We start from the raw sequence: 20,865 nt of genomic DNA on the forward strand, positions 1-20,865 counted from the left end.
CTTTATATGATTGTTAGAAAGGTCGCTTCGGCGGCCTTTTTTATTGCCTGTGATTCTTCTCTTTTAATCCCTCTGCGTAAAACATCGATATCCTCCGCAAATTTTTGATGATTTTGTATTATTCGTAAAAATCTTATTTATTCCATGAATCTGTCGATTATTCCTTAATGTAACATTTTGATACATTAGTACTTGTTGCTGAGTTGCATAGCAATCTGATTTTTATCGATTTAACTCAGTAACAATCCAAAAAAGGAGAACAAAATGGAAAGCAGAGGTTTAGGAAGGGGTTTAAAGGTGGAAGAAAGACGTCAGTTACTACATAAAGGATTAAAAGCAGCCGTATTTGGCGTACCGCTGTTGGCAATAGGCTTAACGATTAATAGCTCGGTGCTGATGACCGATGCGGGTTACAGCTACGTGCATCAGAATAATATTACTGGTGAGTTGGATGTGTTTACTGAACCTGGCATTCATTTTCGTATGCCATTTCTGTCCAAAATCACCAAGTATGACCAAGTGATCACCGTGTCATTCGGTAACAGCAAGGGCGAAGATTTTTATCAACGTCTTGATGCGATTCAGGTTCGATTTGCCGACACCTATATTGGTCAGATCCCCGTAACATTCCGCTTTAAGCTCAGTAATGACCCTGAAGCGGTGAAGAAGATGCATAAAGAGTTCCGCAACAACAGTAACTTGATCGATGCGCTGCTTGTAAAGAACGCACGTAACGTAACGGTGATTACCGCAACCCAATACACGGGTGAAGAGTTTTTCCAAGGTGGTTTGAACCAGTTCAAATCGAAACTTGGCGATCAGTTACGAGAGGGGATTTATCTAACAGAGCGACGTCAGGTTGAAGTGGAAGAGTTGGATCTTGCGCCTGTTGGGGCGAATCAAGCTAATCCGAACCAATTACAGCGCACCAATCAACTGGTTTGGAAAACCGTACCTGTCGTAGACAAAACCGGGCAACCGATTCGTCAAGACAATCCGTTACAACAATACGGTATTCAAGTGACGCAGGTGACCATTGGTGACCCGCAGCCAGAAAAGCAATTAGATCAGCTATTGGCAGATAAAAAGCGTTTAGTGGCGGATCGTATTCGCGCGATTCAGGAACAAGAAACGTCGAAAGCACAGGCAGAGACCGAGCAGTTACGCAAAGAGATTCAACGAACACGTGAGGTGCAAGACGCCCAGCGTGGTAAAGAACTCGCAATTATTGCTCAACAAAAAGAAGTGGAAGTGGCGCGTCAGATTGCAGAGCGTGAAATCGTTGAAGTGGAAAAAACCAAACGACTTGCTGAGGTCGAGAAGGAGAAAGAGCTAGCTATCGCAGAGGCTAACTTAGCGATTCAAAAAGCGAACGCACTTTCTGCTGAGTTTGAAGCGAAAGCGATATTAGCGAAAGGTCGCGCAGAATCTGAAGTCCTAAAAGGTAAGTATGCGGCGTTAGGAGCAAACCGTGAAGTTTACTTGGCAGAATTGAATCGAGACGTAGCGAACTCGCTGTACAACAATTTGCAAAACTTCCAAGTTCAGATGCCACAAAATTACATTGGTGGAAGTGACGAAACGGGCTTGAAAACAAACCTAGATGTGATTACTGGCTTTGGTGCTCTGGGTCTTATGGACCAGACAAAGAAGGTCGCACAGCAATAAGATCATGGGTGGTCAAAAGCTTAAAAAGCAAAAAGATCATAGGTAACCCAAAGCAATAAAAAGCTGGCATTTAGCCAGCTTTTTCTTTTTTTGGTTAGTCTCTTAAATCATGAAGATAAAGATAACTGCTAGTGCAGTGATGAGGCCTGCAAATGCATAGCATGCAATTTTACCAATCACACCAGTGTGGAACTTAAGGTCGTGCATGCCGTGGTGTACACGGTGCATTGCATGCCACATTGGCAATGCTAGCGTGCCAATGATGAATAGCGCACCGATGATGCTGGTTGCGAATGCAGAGACACGCTCGTAGCTCATCGCTTCTGCATCAATCACGCCTAGTGGGACCAAGATACCTAGCACAAGAACAGTGATTGGCGTGATCATCGCGAACCAAGTACCACCTGCGCCAAACAGACCCCACCAGATTGGCTCATCAGAACGTTTTGGTGATGTGTTTACACTATAATTCGGTTTCATTGCTCAGCTCCTTACACCACGATGAGAACGATCAGTGAGATGAACGCAACCGCGGCCCACTGAGTCAATACGATGATCTTCTTGTCCACGGGTTTGCCTTTCAAACGAATTGGCATTACTTGTGGCATCATGCTGAAGAAAGTTTGAGCGTGGAATAGGCTACCGAGTAGTGCAACGATGTTGATTGCGACTACGATTGGGTTCGCCATGAACGCTAACCAACCTTGCCATGCTTCAGGACCTTTCACCAAGCAACCTAAACCGAAAGTTAGGAACAGAGTGAATAGGATTAACGGAAGCACCGTCGCTTCACGTAGCATGTAGAAGCGGTAGAAAGGATGGTTCTTCCACCAAGTGCGTTTTACTTCACGAACGTAAGGTTTACGATTGCTCATCCTTATGCCTCCACTTTCTTTGGTGAACCATCAGGTTTCAACATAGCAATCACGAAGTCCATAGAAGACTCCACTTTGCCTTGGTTTACTGCCGCTGCTGGGTCAACGTTCTTCGGACAAACTTCAGAACAGTAACCAACAAACGTACAACCCCAAGCACCGTTTTCACCGTTGATAAGCTTCATGCGCTCATCTTTACCGTTGTCACGGCTGTCTAGGTTGTAGCGGTGGGCTAGCGTTAGTGCAGCAGGACCGATGAACTCTGGGTTAAGACCAAACTGAGGACATGCTGCATAGCACAGACCACAGTTGATACAGCCAGCGAACTGCTTGTATTTCGCCATCTGTTCTGGCGTTTGCAAGTTCGTACCGTCTTCTGGTTTACGATCGTTACCAATGATGTATGGTTTGATTGCTTCTAGGCGCTCGATGAATGGCGTCATATCAACAATCAAGTCTTTCTCGATTGGGAAGTTCGCTAGAGGCTCGATAGTCACACCGTCTGGGTAGTCACGTAGGAAGCTCTTACAAGCAAGTTTCGGTACGTTGTTCACCATGATGCCGCAAGAACCACAGATCGCCATACGGCAAGACCAACGGTAAGACAGATCTTTGTCTAGGTGGTCTTTGATGTAACCAAGTGCGTCAAGTACAGACATGGTTTCATCGAATGGGACTTCGAATGTTTGCTTGTATGGTTCTGCATCTTTTTCTGGGTCGTAACGCAGGATGTCTACTTTTTGAATGCGATTTGCTGACATTATGCTTGCTCCTCTGCGTTCTTCTCTTCAGCCGCGGCTTTTTCTGCTGCTTCACCGTATAGACGAGCTTTTGGTTGTGACTTAGTGATGGTCACATTGCTGTAATCGATACTTGGTGCTGACTCTGGCTTGTAGAAAGCAAGTGAGTGTTTTAGGAAGTTCACGTCATCACGTTCTGTACAACCGTCGTCTAGACGTTGGTGCGCACCGCGAGATTCTTTACGTAGAATCGCAGAGTGAACCATCGCTTCTGCGACTTCTAGGCCGTAACCCACTTCGATTGCGTATAGAAGGTCTGTGTTGAACACTTTACCTTTGTCTTTGATGCTGATGCGTTTGTAGCGTTCTTTCAACTCAGTGATTTTGTCGATAGTCGCTTGCATCAAATCTTCTTGGCGGTATATACCACAGCCCGCTTCCATGGTGTGGCCCATTTCTGTGCGTATTTCTGCCCAGTTTTCGTCGCCTTCTTGGTTCATCAGTTTCGCGATGCGCTCTTCAACGGCTTTGACTTGCGCGTCAATTGCCGCGTCGTTCCAACCTTTGAATTCTGCTGCGCGTTTCACTGCGTTTTCACCCGCTACGCGGCCAAATACCACGAACTCAGCCAGTGAGTTAGACCCTAAACGGTTTGCACCGTGAAGACCAACAGACGCACATTCACCCACCGCGAATAGGCCTTTAATGCGAGTTTCACATCCGCCGTCCGTTTCAATACCACCCATGGTGTAGTGAACGGTTGGACGAATTGGAATTGGCTCTTTTGCAGGGTCCACGTTTACGTAAGCTTTTGCTAGCTCACAGATGAACGGTAGACGCTCTTGTAGGTACTCTTCACCAAGGTGGCGAAGGTCTAGGTGCACCACGTCACCCAGTGGGTGTTTGATGGTGTTGCCTTTCTGTTGTTCGTGCCAGAAAGCTTGAGAAACTTTGTCACGAGGACCCAGTTCCATGTATTTGTTCTTCGGTTGGCCAACTGGAGTTTCAGGGCCCATGCCGTAATCTTGTAGGTAACGGTAGCCATTCTTGTTTACGATGATACCGCCTTCACCACGACAACCTTCCGTCATCAGGATACCTGTGCCTGGAAGACCGGTTGGGTGGTATTGAACGAATTCCATATCACGTAGAGGAACGCCGTGACGGTAAGCCATTGCCATACCATCGCCCGTTACGATACCGCCGTTGGTGTTACAGTGGTAAACACGGCCCGCGCCACCTGTTGCTAGAACAACAGATTTTGCTTTGATAGTAACAAGCTCGCCTTCAGACATGTGAATAGCAATCAGACCTTGAACTTCGCCTTCATCAACAAGCAGATCCACCACAAAGTACTCATCAAAACGTTTGATGTTGCTGTACTTCATTGATGTCTGGAATAGCGTATGAAGCATGTGGAAGCCAGTTTTGTCTGCAGCGAACCAAGTACGTTCAACCTTCATACCACCAAAGCGGCGTACGTTGACTTCACCGTTCTCTTTACGACTCCATGGGCAACCCCATTGCTCCATTTGGATCATTTCGCGAGTCGCGTTCTCTACAAAGTATTCAACAACATCCTGTTCACATAGCCAGTCACCACCGCCAACAGTGTCGTTGAAGTGGTTGTCTAAGCTATCTTCATCCTTGATAACTGCTGCTGAGCCACCCTCTGCAGCGACCGTGTGGGAGCGCATTGGATAAACTTTAGAAATCAGAGCGACTTCTAAGTCTGGGTTTGCTTCAGCCGCTGCAATAGCAGTACGAAGACCAGCGCCGCCTGCGCCGATGACTGCGATATCTGTGGTGATAATTTGCACAGTTATCCTCCAGTGTGTGATTGCGGAAATCCGCTTGTTATTGTCATTACGAGGCGCTCTTTAAAAAGAACTCCCCAAAAGTAGTAGGGTTAGTGTAGATGAGCCACATGGCAGAAAAATTGATGTAATTGGGTTTTTGCTTCGGTAATGCACTTAAGGGCATAGAATTTATAGGTTATGTGACTGCTATCACGGCATCGAGGTTTTGGCCCTCAAGCATTAACATTAGGGATGTTAAGCCTGTGTTGCGTGACATTAACCGCATGGATAATAGGATTTTAACTGAGTGTTTTTTGTTCTGCGGCACGAGTAATGCTTGCCTCAAATTGGCGAGCTCATTAGTAAAAAGAAGAAGGGATATTCCTCTCTTCTTGAAGAGTAAAAAGCATGTAGAATGAGACTTTCCTCGCTGAATTAAAGTTTGAGAGATTTGTTATGCAAACCAACTGGCAACCTACTGCTTCCATTGACCAACTTCGTCAACGTGCGACGTTAGTCGCGTCGATTCGACAATTCTTCGCTGACCGACAGGTGATGGAAGTCGATACGCCAGCCATGAGTCACGCAACCGTGACTGACATCCATTTGCATACTTTCCAAACCGAGTTTGTTGGCCCAGGCTATGCCGATGGCAGTAAGCTGTTTTTTATGACCAGCCCAGAATTCCATATGAAGCGCCTTTTGGCTGCGGGTAGCGGTTGTATTTATCAAATCAACAAAGCATTTCGTAATGAAGAGAATGGTCGCTACCACAACCCTGAATTCACGATGTTGGAGTGGTATCGCGTTGGCTTTGACCATCATAAATTGATGGATGAAATGGATGACCTGTTGCAGCTGGTATTGAAGTGTGGCGCAGCGCAGCGCATGACGTATAAGCAAGCCTTCATTGATGTGTTGGGTGTGTGTCCACTGGAAGGCTCGATGACTGAGCTGAAAGCGGCGGCAAGCAAGCTGGGTTTGAGTGACATTGCTGAGCCAGAAGAAGATCGCGATACGCTGCTGCAACTACTATTTAGCGTGGGAGTAGAAAACAAAATTGGTCAGGACGTGCCGGCTTTTGTGTACGACTTCCCTGCATCACAGGCGGCGCTTGCGAAAATCAATCCTCAAGATCATCGCGTCGCGGATCGTTTTGAAGTGTATTTTAAGGGGATAGAGCTGGCGAACGGATTTCATGAACTGGATAACCCGAAAGAGCAATTAGCGCGCTTTGAACAAGATAACGCAAAGCGTATCGAAATGGGTTTAAAACCACAGCCGATCGATTATCATCTGATCTCTGCACTGGAAGCAGGGTTGCCAGATTGTGCAGGGGTCGCGTTGGGTATCGATCGTTTGATCATGCTGGCGCTAGGCTGTGACCACATTGATCAAGTGACGGCCTTTCCATTTCCAATTGCATAAGGACGTCCAATGAACCTGACGGCTGCACGTTTCGTCATCTTTAGCTACGCCATATTGATCGCTTTTTTATCTCTGAGTTCAGGTGAACTGCAAGACTGGGGCAATATTGCGTATCTCGACAAAATGCAGCACGCTATGGCGTATAGCGGCTTTGCGTTTTTAGGTTGCTTTTGCGTGTGGCGTTGGCGTCAACGTTGGGCGGTGGCGATTGGTATTTTGCTATTCAGCGCCGTTATTGAGTGGTTGCAAGGGTATGTAGGGCGACAAACTTCTTGGTTAGACCTTGTCGCCAACTCAACTGGCATCTTAACTGGTCTGTTATGTTACCGTATTTGGAGCCTCTATCGACCTAGGTTGGTGAAGTCGCTATACTCGATTCGTTAATGAAGAGGGAACACGATAACAATGAAAACGCGCGACAAAATCGTCTACGCGGCACTGGAGTTGTTCAACCAACATGGTGAGCGAAACATCACCACCAATCACATTGCCGATCACATCGAAATTAGCCCTGGTAATCTGTATTACCACTTCCGCAATAAGCAAGAAATCGTTCGTGAGATCTTTGCGCTTTATTCAGCAGAACTTTTAGAAAGATTTACCCCTATTCAAGGTTCGCAAGAGAGCCTGACTATGCTGAAGAGCTACCTAGACTCTATTTTTACCTTGATGTGGAAATACCGCTTTTTCTACGCAAACTTACCAGAAATCTTGTCACGAGATGAACAGCTACACGAACAGTACATCGATGTGCAAGAGAAGCTGCAAGCGAACCTCATTGCTATTATGCAAGAGTTCGTAACGATGAAGCTGTTGAATGTCGATCAACAACAGTTGAAGTCATTGGTATGTACATTGCACTTGATTGCGTGTAGTTGGTTGGCGTATCAATCCGCGATGGCTTCAAAAACCAACATTACCGAGCAAATGGTGAAGCAAGGGATGTTGCAGATGCTTAATGTCGTTAAGCCATTAGCAACTGAACAGGGCTTAGAGCAGCTACTGTTATTAGAAGATGCGGTTAGCAATCTACACAGTTAAACGTCAAACTGCTTAATATTTCGAGAGTCACTCTCATTTTCGAGTCGCGGCTCGAGTTGACTTGTCAAATATGCCACGCACAATAGTCCCATACGCTAAAAACCCTTGCAGGGATAAGATTCTCGATAAAGGAACTATCGCCCCATGAATTACGACATTTTTAATGGTGATGCTGATGGCATCATTGCTCTTCTGCAATTACGTTTGGCTGATCCTGTCGATGCCCAGTTAATAACTGGTGTAAAGCGCGACATCAAGCTGGTGGAAAAAGTAGACGTGCAAGCGGGTGATGAGCTGACTGTGTTAGACATTTCGATGGAAAAGAACATGGCAGGTCTAGAGCAAGCTTTGGCTCAAGGCGCTCACGTCTTTTACGCCGACCATCACAAAGCGGGTGACATTCCTCAGCATGGTAATTTGGATGTGCACATCGATCTCGATGCCAACATGTGCACGGCGTTGATTGTCGATAAGTTGCTTGATGGGCGTTTTTATGACTGGGCGATTACGGCGGCTTATGGCGATAACATGATTGCTAAAGCCGATGAGTTAGCGAATAACGCGGGCTTGTCGCAGCAACAGAAAGAGCAGCTAAAAGAGCTGGGTACTTTAATTAACTACAACGGCTACGGATCGAAGGTCGAAGATTTACACTTTCATCCTGCGGAGCTGTACCGAGCTTTGCTGAAGTACACGTCGCCATTTGAAGCTATTGAAGATAAGGCCTCGCCATACTACCAATTGCAATCGGCTTACCAACAAGACATGGAGGCGGCTCTCGCAGTGCCTGCCATGCATGAGAGTGGTAAGCTGAAGTTGTTTGAGTTACCAAACACGGCGGCATCACGCCGAATCAGTGGTGTTTATGGCAACTCGCTGGCAAACCAAAACCCTGACTCTGCGCATGCGGTACTTACTGAAAATGCAGATGGGACTTATACGGTTTCACTTCGTGCCCCGTTAAACAATAAACAAGGTGCCGTGGCCGTGTGTGGTCAGTTCCCGACAGGTGGGGGGCGAGAGGCGGCGGCAGGAATCAACGCGTTAAGCAAAGATGATGTGAATGCTTTTATTGATGCGGTAGAAACCTACTACGCATAGCATTTTCCAAAACATGAATACAACAAAGGAGCCGAGTGGCTCCTTTTTTATGACAAGTCAATAAGTCAGATAATCAGCGCTTTAACCAAGATTTCGGATTCTGCGCTTCACTATTACGACGAATTTCGAAGTACAGCGATGGCCTGTCTTGACCGCCCGTATCACCCGCGAGAGCAATCACTTCGCCGGCGGTGACTCGGTCGCCTTCTTTTTTAGTTAAGGCTTGGTTGTAACCATAGAGGGTCATGTCACCTTTGCCGTGGTCGAGCAATACCACTAAACCGTATCCGCGCAGATACTCCGCAAATACGACAGTTCCGGGATAAACGGCTTTCACTTGTTGACCATAGTTGGCAGACAGCACCATGCCCTTCCAGTTTACCTGCCCGGTTTGTCGCGTACCAAAGTTGTGTAACACACTGCCTTTGAGTGGCCAAGGCAACTTACCGCGCTGTTTGCCGAGTCCGTCCATTGGCACCGCATTACGCTTCGCTGCTTTGGCGATCTCTGCTTTTAAACGGGTTTCGTTGCGTTGCAGCTCGGCTAAGTAGCGTTTGTCATTCTTGATACTGCTCTGAATTTTATTCAGGGTTTGCTTACGCTTGGATTGTGTACTCGCTAGCGCTGTACGTTTTTCGGATTGCTGCTTGAGCAGAGTCTCGATTTGCTCTTTTTCTAGCTCGAGCTGGTTTTTGTTGTGCGCTAATTCTTGGGTTATTTTGGTGATCGCATCAATCACTTCAGCACGTGCTTTAGCTAAATGCTGGAAGTATTGGCTCATGCGGTCTTCTTCCACACCTTGATTTAACAAGTGACCATTGGCCTTCGCTCGCTCGGTTACGTAATACGTTTGCAGCAGCTGTTTGAGTTCTTCTTCTTGCTCTTGACGCTGTGCTTCTTGCAAGGCAATTTTCTCTTCCAGGTTTTCTATGTTTTTGTCTGCTTGTGCGAGGTTAGACTTGGTTTGTCGTATTTCACGCTCAAGCTTAGAAATACCAAGCTCTTGATCTTTTAGTGATTTCTGTAACTCATTGAGCTGCTTTTCTTGGGAAGAGAGCGATTTGCGCTGACGGCTTATCTCACTGGATACGCCTTTGAGCTCTTGCTGACTCACAGCAGAGGAGGTAATGGGATAAGTGGCAGATAAAGCACAAGTTAATAAAATAGCCGAGCGTAGAACAGGGTGATTTTGTTTTCGCACTTGAGAGTTACCTACCACGTTGTTGTCAAAAAGGTTTGTTGACGATTAAATACCATCTCCATGGATAAAGCTTTGCGACTTGCCGTTAAAGCCTTGATCCATATCGAGAGAGGGTTTGTCCGTTTTTGGACGTCCGACGATTTTTGCAGGCACGCCAGCCACCGTTGTGTGAGGAGGCACGGCTTGCAATACCACAGAGCAAGATCCGATTTTCGCGCCTTCACCGACTTCGATATTGCCAAGAATCTTTGCACCAGCTCCGATCATCACACCCTCGCGAATTTTCGGGTGACGATCACCGCATTCTTTACCAGTACCACCAAGGGTGACATCTTGCAGTATAGACACGTCGTTTTCGACCACGGCAGTTTCACCAATCACGATGCCTGTTGCATGGTCGAGCATGATGCCACTACCAATGCGCGCTGCAGGGTGGATATCGACCTGACATGCTACCGAAATCTGATTTTGTAGGTAAGTCGCAAGAGCGTGACGACCTTGCTTCCATAGCCAGTTTGCTACTCGGTAGCCTTGCAGTGCGTGATAGCCTTTTAGGTACAGCAATGGCATTGAGTACATTGAAACAGCAGGGTCGCGATTGACCGTGGCACAAATATCACAAGCCGCGCCGTCAGTGATGGTTGGATCAGCTGCAAAGGCTTCTTCAACCACTTCACGTACAGCCATCGCTGGCATGGAAGCGGTGTTCAATTTATTAGCCAGAATATAACTCAGAGCGGCACACAAACTTTCATGCTTGATAATGGTGGCATGATAGAAGCTCGCCAGCATAGGCTCTTGTTCTGACATTTCACGGGCTTCTGAGACAATTTTGTTCCAGACTTTTTGTTTTTCGCAGTGTTTCATTCTCAATATCCAGAGTGGTTCTTCCGTGACCCGACAACTTCAATTTTTCTCAGATGAGCTGCAAAGGGCGGTAGATTGCTACTTTCCTTCGGCTTTTTTGTCACGAGCAAGTAAATCTTGCGCTGCTAAGCGCGCATCTTTTCCTTGATACAATACTTGATAAATTTGATCAACTATCGGCATCTCAACACCCATACGTTGAGAAAGTAGCCATACTTCTTTTGTATTGCGGTAACCCTCAACCACTTGACCAATTTCTTCTTGAGCCGTATCAACGTCTTTACCTTGGCCTAATGCCAAGCCAAAGCGTCGGTTACGTGATTGGTTATCGGTACATGTCAGGACAAGATCGCCTAAACCTGCCATGCCCATAAAGGTTTCTGGCTGTGCACCCAGCGCAGCACCAAGGCGACTCATTTCAGCCAAGCCACGAGTAATTAATGCAGTACGGGCGTTGGCGCCAAAACCAATACCATCAGACATACCCGCACCAATCGCAATAACGTTTTTCACAGCGCCGCCCAATTGCATACCAATAAAGTCACTATTGGCATATACGCGGAAGGTTTTGCTACAGTGGATTTTTTCTTGTAGATCCGCAACAAATTCAGAATCTGGAGACGCAACTGAAATTGCAGTCGGCATACCCATTGCGAGCTCTTTCGCAAACGTTGGGCCAGACAATACTGCTAGTGAGTAGTTTTCACCGATAATGTCATAAGCAACGTCTTTCAGTAGGCGCCCCGTTTCAGGTTCAAGCCCTTTGGTTGCCCAACAGATGCGAGAGTCTTCGCGCAAGAATGGTTTACAGCTGTTTAGCACGATGCCAAAGACATGGCTTGGAACCACAACCAACAAATCTCGGCTTGCTTGAACGGCTTTTTCTAAATCCGATTCAATGATCAAGCTTTCAGGGAAATCAACACCTGGTAAGAAGGCATGGTTAGCTCGGTCTGCTTCTAGGCGAGCCATGTGCTCTGGCTCGTGTCCCCAAAGGACAACGTTCGCGCCGTTACGAGCGAGTGAGATTGCCAAAGAGGTGCCGTATGAGCCTGCGCCAATCACAGTCATTGCGATGTCTTTACCGTAAGCATTGTTTGTATTTGCTTGTGTCATGCTACCGCCTAATTGTCTTGCTACTAGTAGAATCTAGTTCCTAATCGTCAAATTTTACGCCTTCTGGCGATTAGGAACTAGGAACTTTTGTCAGAAATAAAAAATGCACATTGCATCGGATGGTAGACGCTCTGTGCATTTTATTTGAGTCGGTGACGTCAGCACTGTGGCTATTCGTCACTTACAAAACGTGAATTACGCTTCAGCTTCGCCTTGTTGAGCTTGCTGTTGTAGGTAGTTCATGAATAGCGCGTCAAAGTTTACTGGCGCTAGGTTCAGTTGAGGGAACGTACCTTTAACGACTAGGCTTGAGATAGTTTCACGAGCGTATGGGAATAGGATGTTCGGGCAGAATGCGCCTAGGCAATGTGCAAGTTGACCAGCTTCCATTTGTTCAGCAGTGAAGATACCACCTTGTTGAACTTCACATAGGAACGCAGTCTCTTCTTCGTTCTTCACAGTAACGGTTAGGCGTAGAACAACTTCGTAAACGCCTTCACCAAGCTCACGGCTTTGAGTGTCTAGGTCTAGTTTAACGTCTGGGTTCCACTCTTTCTGGAAAATTACTGGAGAGTTCGGCGCTTCAAAAGAAACGTCTTTTAGGAAGATGCGTTGAATTGCGAAGTTTTGTTGTGCGTCTTGAGGTGCTGCTTCAGCCATTTTTTAATCCTTAAATCAATATTTGTTGAGCCTAGAAACGTCTAAGCTCAGAAAACTGGTATGTCCTGAGACTAACTGAGCCAATCTACCTTGACTAGATGAAGCGTGTATTACGTGCAAAGCGTCACAACTTAGTGCTCCAACTGCTTTCAATTTGCTCAGTTTTTTGTCCGCGAGGCTTGGTAAAAGCGCGTTTAAACGCGAACTTTCGTTCTTGCCACGTTCCTACTTTTTACCGCGAACTAACGGCAGGTTCGCTTCGTTCCACGCAATCAAACCATTTTTTAGTAGGCTCACTTTTTCGAAGCCAGCTTTTACTAATAGGTTTGCGCTTTCTTGAGCGGTCTGTCCTGTCTTGCATACCACAATGATTGGGTCTGATTTGTGGTTTTCAAGGCTACCCAAGTTACCCGCTTTGATGTCTGACGGTAAAATGTGAAGTGAGTCGGTGATATGACCTTTTTTGAACTCGTCCTTGGTACGGATATCCACTACAACGCCGTTTTCACGGTTCATAAGATGAGTCAGTTGGTTTACGTTGATTTCTTTGTATGCGGCTGTCGCTGACTTCACGATGTTCATGATAAAGGCGACAAGAAGACCTACCCAAACCAAAGATAGAATCATGTTCTGTTGGAAAAATTCAATGTACTCTTGCATGTCTTGAGCTCTTACGCTGTTGGCGGAAAAATAAAGCAGGAGTATAGCGAGGTTACGGCTCTTAGGCGAGAGGGTTAAAATTTTCTAACGAATAATTGAGATCTCTATAAACCCTTTATGCCCTTACTATCCGTACATTTTGCTCTGGTAGCTTGATTGCTTTTGCCTATTGGACTTATCGGTTTAAGTGACTTCTGTTTTACTGAGAAAAGAGAACAATAGGTATTAACCCATCTTGTTTGATGTTGCTTTAAATTAGCGCTGTTTCAAGTGCAAAAATAAGAATGAGAAGCGTAAGAAAACCGAACTTAGACTGGGGTGTACAAAGCGTATTAGAAATGACTATGCTTGTGGAACACGATTGTCGGCACTGACTCGTTGTTCGCTTAACTTGTAAGATAGCAACAATAAATCGCAAACATTATTTGATCTTAACCTACAGTTTTGGTTAAAAAGTGTAGTAAAATTACGCTAGTTTTGTTTCAAGGTTAGATAGGGCAGCGAGGCCCTACGCCAAAAGTTACTTAAATTTGATGAGGTCATCACTATGTCAGCTAAGAAGCCACTGGCTCTAGTTATCCTTGACGGTTACGGTTACCGTGAAGACACAGCAAGTAACGCAATTGCGAATGCGAAAACACCAGTAATGGATGCTCTGATTGCGAATAACCCACACACATTAATCTCTGCTTCAGGCATGGATGTTGGCCTTCCTGATGGTCAAATGGGTAACTCTGAAGTTGGTCACACTAACATTGGTGCAGGCCGCGTTGTATACCAAGACCTGACTCGTATAACTAAATCAATTGCGGATGGTGAGTTCGAACAAACGCCTGCGCTAGTTGAAGCAATCGACTCTGCTGTGAAAGCTGAAAAAGCAGTACACATCATGGGCCTGATGTCTCCAGGCGGTGTTCACTCTCACGAAGACCACATTTACGCTGCAGTTGAAATGGCAGCGGCTCGTGGCGCAGAGAAAATCTACCTACACTGCTTCCTAGACGGCCGTGACACACCACCACGTAGTGCTGAAAACTCACTACAACGTTTCCAAGACCTATTTGCGAAACTAGGTAAAGGCCGCGTTGCTTCTCTAGTAGGTCGTTACTACGCAATGGACCGTGACAACAATTGGGATCGCGTCCAAGTTGCTTACGATCTTCTAACTCAAGCTAAAGCTGAGTTCACAGCAGAAACGGCAGTTGCAGGTCTAGAAGCGGCTTACGCTCGTGAAGAAAACGACGAATTCGTTAAAGCAACAGCTATCAAAGCAGAAGGTCAAGAAGACGCAATCATGCAAGATGGTGATGCGGTTATCTTCATGAACTACCGTGCTGACCGTGCACGTCAAATCACTCGTGCATTCGTTCCTGCATTTGACGGCTTTGAGCGTGCAGTATTCCCAGCAATCAACTTTGTGATGCTGACTCAATACGCGGCTGATATCCCTCTAGCTATCGCATTCCCACCTGCGTCTCTAGAAAACACTTACGGTGAGTGGCTATCTAAACAAGGTCAAACTCAGCTACGTATCTCTGAAACAGAGAAATACGCACACGTGACTTTCTTCTTCAACGGTGGTGTTGAGAACGAATTTGAAGGCGAAGAGCGTCAATTGGTTGCTTCTCCAAAAGTTGCAACGTACGACATGCAGCCTGAAATGAGCTCTCCAGAACTAACAGATAAGATGGTTGCGGCTATCAAGTCAGGTAAGTTCGATACCATCATCTGTAACTACCCGAACGCAGATATGGTTGGTCACACTGGCGTTTATGAAGCGGCTGAGAAAGCAATCGAAGCTCTAGATGAAAGTGTGGGTAAAGTGGTTGAAGCAATCAAAGAAGTTGGCGGTCAACTATTGATCACTGCGGACCACGGTAACGCAGAAATGATGATCGACCCTGAAACTGGCGGCATCCACACTGCTCACACTAACCTACCAGTACCTCTAATCTATGTAGGTGACAAAGCGGTTGAATTCAAAGAAGGCGGTAAACTGTCTGACCTTGCACCAACCATGCTTTCTCTAGCTGGTCTAGAAATCCCAGCAGAAATGACGGGTGAAGTACTAGTTAAATGATTAACTAACGGCTCCGAATGACAAAAGCCCGAGTTTAAACTCGGGCTTTTTTGTATCTGGCAGTAAGGGCTGGTCTGTAAGGTTACTGAACCAATATGCCCGCACCAATCACAGCTAGGGCTGCGCCCAACCATGCAAATCGGTTTGGTCGGCGTTTCGTGTAAATCCAGAGCAGTGGTAGCAACATAATTGGCGTGGTTGAAGATAGCAGTGCAACCATACCTACATTTCCTTCTTGCAGTGCGTATAAGATTAGCGTCATGCCGACGGCCATCGCCAAGAAACCATTAAGTGCAGTAATACCAAATACGCGCCAAGTAATGTGTTGCGTCGAGCGAGCGACTTTGACCCCTAGAATTAACAACATGCTGTGGGCGAAAAAGGCACTGATCATTCGAATAGCAGAAGCCGCAACTGGGTCAATACTGGTTTGCATTACTGGCTTGGCGATGATGCCGCCCAATGCTTGGCACATTGCTGCGGTTAAGCCAAGTCCAATACCCACCCAGATGTTACCTTTAATGTCTTCCAAGACGTTATTCACTTGACCTCTTCGGCCAAAGAATATCGCCATCACCACGCCGCTAAATACCAATGATGCGCCCAGTAGTTCTATTGTGGTCATGACTTCGCTAAATAAGAAGTAGCCCAAGATGGCAGAGAACACGGCGTGGCAAGAGAATAGTAACCCGGCCTGTCTTGGCCCCATACGATTCAAACACGCGAATAGAGCGGTATCACCAATAAAAATACCAATCAGTCCTGAGGCCATCATTGGCGTTACATGTTCCCAAGAAACCGTTAACCAGCCGCCAGTTATCCAGGCCATTGTTGATAAGATCACGGCTGTGCAGCCCATACGCCAGCGGCTGTAAGAAAATGCGCCTAGGTGTTGTGCAGGAATGACCGAAATTAGGCTAGAAACTGCCCACAGAAAAGCGGCGCATAAAGCAAGCCATTCGTAACCCATGATGTGTCGACGTCCTTGTAGAGTAGAGGAGTCTTAATATGCACGAAATTTAATGGATGTAAAAGCGGCTCTGCAAGGGCAATAGTTGGCGAACAGCTCCATGACAACAAGCTCTGTCACGGAGCTTATCGATTAAAACAGCACCAGAACTGCGCCATACACGATAAATAGACCAATCAAACCAAGAATCAGCCCCACTTTCGCCATGTCTTTGCTCTCGATGAGGCCTGTTGAATAAGCCAAAGAGTTTGGTGGTGTGGAAACCGGTAAGATCATGCCAAGTGATGCGGAGAAGGCGACGACAACCAGTAAACCTTGTAGGCCACCAACCGCAATAAGGCTTGGCATTGATGTACCAATAGCGGCAGCAATAGGCATCAATAAGTTTGCTGTTGCGGTATTAGACATAAAGTTCGCCATTAACCAACACACTACTGACAGGGCTAAAACAACGGCAAATGGTGATAGCAGGCTGTAATCAATGGCGTGCGCTAATGCTTCGGCTAAGCCCGTTTTGTCTAAGGCAATACCAATTGCTATACCACCGGCAACCAGCCATAAAACATCCCAGTTAATCAGCTTGAGCTCTTCTTTTCCCATAATGCCCGTTAACGTGAACACTGCTAGTGGGATAATCGCGACAACGTATGTATTCATGCCATGCACTTTCGTTGTCATCCAAAGCACAATGGTTAGTGCAAAAGTGATGTAGACGACGATCGCACGCCAGCTCCTTTTGAATGTACCATCTAGCTTTAGTTTCATTTCTGGTTCGCTAGACGGAAACAGCTTTTGCAACAAGAACCAAGCTACAGTGAGTTGTACCAACACAAAGGGTAGACCCATTGTCATCCACGATAGGAAGTCTATCGCGTTTTCTCCAGTGAGATATTGAAGCGCTATCGCATTAGGTGGCGTGCCTATCGGAGTCGCAATGCCGCCTGTATTCGCGGCAATTGGAATACACAACACCAGTGCTTTAATGCCTAAATCCCCTTTAGGTGCTGAAGCGACGATGGGGCCAAGCAGGGCTAGCATCATCACGGTCGTGGCAGTATTGGACATAAACATTGAAAAAACGGCGGTAATTAACATCAAGCCCAGCATGATGAACTTAGGTTGGGTGCCGAATGGTTTTAATAGAACTCGGGCGAGGTTGTTGTCGAGCTCGTATTTGGAAGCCGCAATCGCAAGAGCAAAACCACCCATAAAAAGAATAATGATCGGTGAAGAGAAGGCCGAGAAAATATCGGTGTAAGCAATTAACTCTCCTAAATCATGCCCCGCTGGTGGATTGCGAAATAGATGCAAACCTTTATCCGATATCATGATCAGTTCAAGAGCGATAATAAGAATGGACGTAGCAAAAACGGGAACCGGCTCGAGAACCCAAAGTAGGGCAGCAAGAAGAAAAATAGCCAACAGGCGATGCTGAATTAAAGTGAGATCGTCAATAGGAATAGCATCAATCGGCATCATCAAAACACCGAGCGGAATTAAAAAGCACACCAGCAATTTCGCCAACGTGTTTACACTCATCTTTGGCATTGGCTGCCCCTCTAAATATTCATTCTAAGCGCAGGATAATTGATTGTGGAATGAGGGTCTTAGAGGCAGGTATGAGTTTGAGAAATAGAGGCTAAATTTCGAACGGAGTTTTGCTTTTTATCAATAAAAAGAGCCCTTAATAAAGGGCTCTTTAACGGTGTTTTACTTATTTTTTCAAGGCGTAAGGTGTGCCCATAACGGTTGGCTTACCGTTTTCCATGCTTGCGTCAAACTCAATCGCGTCTTTGGCAAACAGGTTAATAACAGTAGAACCCAGTTTGAAGCGGCCCATCTCTTCGCCTTTTTTCAAGATCACGGCCTTGTCACCCTCTGCTGGGTAATCCCATTTGTAGACAGTGTTTCCACGAGGCGGAGTGATAGTGCCAGCCCATACTTGCTCAATGCTACCAACAATTGTCGCACCAACAAGCACCTGTGCCATTGGACCAAACTCAGTATCGAAGATACACACCACACGCTCGTTACGAGCAAATAGGTTCGGTACGTTTTCTGCTGTCAGAGGGTTTACTGAGAACAGGTCACCTGGTACGTAAATCATTTGGCGCAGAGTGCCGTCACATGGCATGTGTACACGGTGGTAATCGCGCGGAGATAGATACAATGTGGCAAAAGAACCATCTTTAAATTCGTCCGCTAAATTCGCGTCACCGCCCAGCAATTCTTGTGCTGAGAAGTGATGACCTTTTGCTTGGATAAGTTGACCATCTTCAATAGGGCCAAACTGGCTAACACAAGCGTCGGCTGGATGAGTGATGACGTTTTCGCCTTCAGAAATTGGGCGTGCGCCTTCTTTTAGCTCACGAACGAAAAACTCGTTGAACGTTTTAAAATGCTTAGGATCTGAGTGCTTTGCCTCATCCATATTCACATTGTATTGTTTGATAAACCAACGAATAACTGCTGTTGTTAGACCGCCAGCTTTTGCTGAAGCCAGTTTACCCATTAGGCGAGTGAGGCCGTGTTGTGGGATCCAGTACTGCAGTCCAACTTTAAACTTGTCCATCTTTAATTCCGATACTTCTGTTAGATTCGCGCTTTAGGGCGCGTGATGTTACTGAAATTTAATTTGCTTGTCAGTATTAGGTGAAGACTTTTTACACAGTTACAGCCTTAACTCAATTACAGATCGGCTTTTTTATTACGTGAATACTGACGATTTGCTTTGTTTTCAACCATGCTTTCCAAAATGCGATGATAGTTTTCAAAGCGAGTTTCGTTAATTTCCCCGTTCTCGACAGCTTCGCGTAGAAGGCAGCCTGGGTCATCATTGTGTTTACAATCTCGGAACTTGCAACCGCCTAAATATGGTCGAAATTCAACGAATGCTTTTGTTACTTCTTCTGCTTCCAAATGCCAAAGACCAAATTCACGTACTCCAGGTGAGTCGATCAAATCGCCACCCGTTGGAATGTGGTATAAACGTGCAGCCGTCGTGGTGTGTTGGCCCAAGCCAGAGTTCTCAGAGACTTCGCCTTCTTCCACTTCGCTCTCTAGTTCCGGCATTAACGCATTGACTAAGCTGGATTTCCCTACGCCTGATTGACCAACAAAGATATTAATTCGATCACGCAGTAGGGTTTCTAGTTCAGCAATGCCTTCTCCAGACTTCTTGCTGACCAGAAGCACTTTATAGCCAATACGTTCATATTCTTTGAGCCATTCTTCATACATTGCACGGTCATCGGCTTCTAGAAGGTCGACCTTATTTAAGACCAACAATGGCGCAATATTCAGTGTTTCTGATGCAACGAGATAGCGGTCAATAATATTTAGCGATAGCTCTGGTAATACCGAAGAGACAATGACCATTTGATCAATATTGGCTGCAACGGGTTTTAGACCATCGTAATAATCTGGACGAGTGAGCACTGAAGAGCGAGGTTCTACCGCTTCAACAACACCAGAGATGCCCGCCATAGACTCCAATCCTTCGCGCCATAAAACACGATCGCCAGATACTAGAGACTCAATACCACGGCGGAGGTTACAGCGTTGAATTTCGCCTGTTTCAAGGTCTTCAATGTCCGCGTGCTGACCAAAACGAGTGATCACGAGACCTTGCTTGCTGGCGCCTAGCATGTTTTCATCCCACTGGATGGAATCTTCTTGCTTCTTCAAACGCTTTTGTTGGTTGCTACGTACGCGTCGCACCTGACCTTTGGTTAACTTTTTCTTCTTTGCCACAATTCTGTACTTTATGTGAATTTACTCAAATGGTTGAGCCGTACTCCTGGCTCCGTGTATGAGTATCGTGTTTCTCGTATTTTGAGGTATAGTACCTCTTTTATCGATAAACAAATAGGCGGCGTAACCATGTCCTTTAGCGATCAAAACCTAATTTGGGTTGATTTAGAGATGACAGGGCTTGATCCTGAAACGCACAAAATCATCGAAATTGCTTCTATTGTCACGGATAGCGAACTAAATATTTTGGCTGAAGGTCCAGTGTTAGCGATTCATCAGCCGGAAGAAGAACTGGCGAAAATGGACGACTGGTGTACTAATACGCATACGGCAAGCGGTTTGGTGGAGCGCGTTCGAAACAGTCAAATCTCAGAACAAGACGCAGTCGCACAAACCATTGAATTTTTAGAAAAATGGGTGCCAAAAGGGGCGTCGCCAATATGTGGTAACAGCATTGGGCAGGATCGCCGCTTTTTATACAAGCATATGCCTGAGTTGGAAGAGTTCTTCCATTACCGATATGTTGACGTTAGTACTCTTAAAGAACTAGCACGTCGCTGGCAACCTGAGGTGCTAAATGGGTTCACAAAACAGGGAACACATTTGGCCTTGGACGACATTCGTGAGTCCATCGCAGAACTTAAGTACTATCGAGGTACTATTTTCAAGATTTAACTGTTAAGGTTGCGATCCAAATTGTTGTAATTTATATCGCTTTTGATTGCTTTTTCGTCGTTCAGTAAAAAAATAAAGTTTTTTTGAAGGAAGGACTTGCATCACAAAAAAATGCTCTTATAATTCGCAGCCCTAAACAGCGGAAACGTTGTTGATGCGACACTAGCTCAGTTGGTAGAGCGCAACCTTGCCAAGGTTGAGGTCACGAGTTCGAACCTCGTGTGTCGCTCC

20 protein-coding genes and 1 tRNA gene are annotated in these 20,865 nt (G+C 46.0%); 8 read left to right on the top strand and 13 right to left on the bottom strand.

Annotated elements, in window-relative coordinates:
• Positions 1-264 precede the first annotated feature (264 nt).
• Positions 265-1,668, top strand: a complete 1,404-nt coding sequence (locus R7Z49_RS20525; RefSeq protein ID WP_005386397.1) for an SPFH domain-containing protein — start codon at positions 265-267, stop codon at positions 1,666-1,668.
• A 102-nt stretch (positions 1,669-1,770) separates the two neighbouring features.
• Here the strand turns inward: R7Z49_RS20525 and frdD are convergent, their stop codons facing one another.
• From frdD to frdA, 4 genes are read right to left on the bottom strand one after another with little or no spacing between them, the layout of a single operon-like run.
• Positions 1,771-2,148 (bottom strand): fumarate reductase subunit FrdD, encoded by a 378-nt coding sequence (gene frdD, locus R7Z49_RS20530; RefSeq protein ID WP_005381493.1) that lies wholly within the window; start codon positions 2,146-2,148, stop codon positions 1,771-1,773.
• Positions 2,149-2,159: 11 nt separating this feature from the next.
• A complete protein-coding gene (gene frdC / locus R7Z49_RS20535; RefSeq protein WP_005381491.1) occupies positions 2,160-2,543 on the bottom strand; it encodes a fumarate reductase subunit FrdC in 384 nt (127 codons plus the stop codon).
• A gap of 2 nt (positions 2,544-2,545) precedes the next feature.
• A complete protein-coding gene (locus R7Z49_RS20540; RefSeq protein ID WP_005381489.1) occupies positions 2,546-3,304 on the bottom strand; it encodes a succinate dehydrogenase/fumarate reductase iron-sulfur subunit in 759 nt (252 codons plus the stop codon).
• Entirely contained in the window at positions 3,304-5,103 is a 1,800-nt protein-coding gene (frdA, locus tag R7Z49_RS20545; protein ID WP_005381487.1) for a fumarate reductase (quinol) flavoprotein subunit, read from the bottom strand. Before frdA ends, R7Z49_RS20540 begins: the two co-directional genes overlap by 1 nt.
• 435 nt (positions 5,104-5,538) lie before the next feature.
• Between frdA and epmA the strand changes: the two genes are divergently transcribed.
• The 4 genes from epmA to R7Z49_RS20565 all read left to right on the top strand — a co-directional run bounded on the left by epmA (position 5,539) and on the right by R7Z49_RS20565 (position 8,652).
• Complete coding sequence (epmA, locus tag R7Z49_RS20550) at positions 5,539-6,510, top strand: elongation factor P--(R)-beta-lysine ligase (RefSeq protein ID WP_149192320.1); 972 nt, start codon at positions 5,539-5,541, stop codon at positions 6,508-6,510.
• Between the two features lie 9 nt (positions 6,511-6,519).
• The gene (locus tag R7Z49_RS20555; RefSeq protein ID WP_005381482.1) at positions 6,520-6,894 is read left to right on the top strand and encodes a VanZ family protein; all 375 of its coding nucleotides are present in this window, start codon (positions 6,520-6,522) and stop codon (positions 6,892-6,894) included.
• Positions 6,895-6,915: 21 nt separating this feature from the next.
• Positions 6,916-7,551, top strand: coding sequence for a TetR/AcrR family transcriptional regulator (locus R7Z49_RS20560; protein WP_005381480.1), 636 nt, complete (start codon positions 6,916-6,918; stop codon positions 7,549-7,551).
• A gap of 144 nt (positions 7,552-7,695) precedes the next feature.
• Positions 7,696-8,652 carry a DHH family phosphoesterase gene (locus R7Z49_RS20565; RefSeq protein ID WP_318111971.1) on the top strand — a complete coding sequence of 319 codons (957 nt, stop codon included), beginning with the start codon at positions 7,696-7,698 and terminating at the stop codon, positions 8,650-8,652.
• 73 nt (positions 8,653-8,725) lie between these two features.
• Here the strand turns inward: R7Z49_RS20565 and R7Z49_RS20570 are convergent, their stop codons facing one another.
• The 5 genes from R7Z49_RS20570 to R7Z49_RS20590 form a co-directional block, all read right to left on the bottom strand.
• Positions 8,726-9,871: a murein hydrolase activator EnvC family protein gene (locus R7Z49_RS20570; protein WP_005381476.1), complete on the bottom strand. Its 1,146-nt coding sequence runs from the start codon at positions 9,869-9,871 to the stop codon at positions 8,726-8,728.
• Positions 9,872-9,898: 27 nt separating this feature from the next.
• Positions 9,899-10,720: a serine O-acetyltransferase gene (gene cysE, locus R7Z49_RS20575; RefSeq protein WP_005381475.1), complete on the bottom strand. Its 822-nt coding sequence runs from the start codon at positions 10,718-10,720 to the stop codon at positions 9,899-9,901.
• 78 nt (positions 10,721-10,798) lie between these two features.
• A complete protein-coding gene (gene gpsA / locus R7Z49_RS20580) occupies positions 10,799-11,836 on the bottom strand; it encodes an NAD(P)H-dependent glycerol-3-phosphate dehydrogenase (protein WP_005381474.1) in 1,038 nt (345 codons plus the stop codon).
• 195 nt (positions 11,837-12,031) lie between these two features.
• Complete coding sequence (secB, locus tag R7Z49_RS20585) at positions 12,032-12,496, bottom strand: protein-export chaperone SecB (RefSeq protein WP_005386410.1); 465 nt, start codon at positions 12,494-12,496, stop codon at positions 12,032-12,034.
• A gap of 225 nt (positions 12,497-12,721) precedes the next feature.
• Positions 12,722-13,156 (bottom strand): rhodanese-like domain-containing protein, encoded by a 435-nt coding sequence (locus tag R7Z49_RS20590; protein ID WP_005381472.1) that lies wholly within the window; start codon positions 13,154-13,156, stop codon positions 12,722-12,724.
• Positions 13,157-13,703: 547 nt separating this feature from the next.
• On the opposite strand from R7Z49_RS20590, the gene gpmM reads away from it, so the two are divergent.
• Complete coding sequence (gpmM, locus tag R7Z49_RS20595; RefSeq protein WP_005381471.1) at positions 13,704-15,236, top strand: 2,3-bisphosphoglycerate-independent phosphoglycerate mutase; 1,533 nt, start codon at positions 13,704-13,706, stop codon at positions 15,234-15,236.
• An 82-nt stretch (positions 15,237-15,318) separates the two neighbouring features.
• On the opposite strand, the gene R7Z49_RS20600 is transcribed toward gpmM, so the two are convergent.
• The 4 genes from R7Z49_RS20600 to rsgA all read right to left on the bottom strand — a co-directional run bounded on the left by R7Z49_RS20600 (position 15,319) and on the right by rsgA (position 19,959).
• A complete protein-coding gene (locus R7Z49_RS20600) occupies positions 15,319-16,206 on the bottom strand; it encodes a DMT family transporter (protein WP_017635571.1) in 888 nt (295 codons plus the stop codon).
• A 132-nt stretch (positions 16,207-16,338) separates the two neighbouring features.
• Positions 16,339-17,754: an SLC13 family permease gene (locus tag R7Z49_RS20605; RefSeq protein WP_017635572.1), complete on the bottom strand. Its 1,416-nt coding sequence runs from the start codon at positions 17,752-17,754 to the stop codon at positions 16,339-16,341.
• 166 nt (positions 17,755-17,920) lie between these two features.
• Positions 17,921-18,778 (bottom strand): archaetidylserine decarboxylase, encoded by an 858-nt coding sequence (gene asd / locus R7Z49_RS20610; RefSeq protein WP_005381465.1) that lies wholly within the window; start codon positions 18,776-18,778, stop codon positions 17,921-17,923.
• A 116-nt stretch (positions 18,779-18,894) separates the two neighbouring features.
• Complete coding sequence (rsgA, locus tag R7Z49_RS20615; RefSeq protein WP_005386419.1) at positions 18,895-19,959, bottom strand: small ribosomal subunit biogenesis GTPase RsgA; 1,065 nt, start codon at positions 19,957-19,959, stop codon at positions 18,895-18,897.
• A gap of 129 nt (positions 19,960-20,088) precedes the next feature.
• On the opposite strand from rsgA, the gene orn reads away from it, so the two are divergent.
• Together orn and R7Z49_RS20625 are read left to right on the top strand one after the other, a co-directional pair.
• Complete coding sequence (orn, locus tag R7Z49_RS20620; protein WP_017635574.1) at positions 20,089-20,634, top strand: oligoribonuclease; 546 nt, start codon at positions 20,089-20,091, stop codon at positions 20,632-20,634.
• 156 nt (positions 20,635-20,790) lie between these two features.
• A tRNA-Gly gene (locus R7Z49_RS20625) sits at positions 20,791-20,863 on the top strand.
• The last annotated feature ends 2 nt before the right edge of the window (positions 20,864-20,865 follow it).

The sequence above is a fragment of the Vibrio sp. 1562 genome (genome assembly GCF_033340155.1).
In the GTDB taxonomy this organism is placed as follows: domain Bacteria; phylum Pseudomonadota; class Gammaproteobacteria; order Enterobacterales; family Vibrionaceae; genus Vibrio; species Vibrio alginolyticus.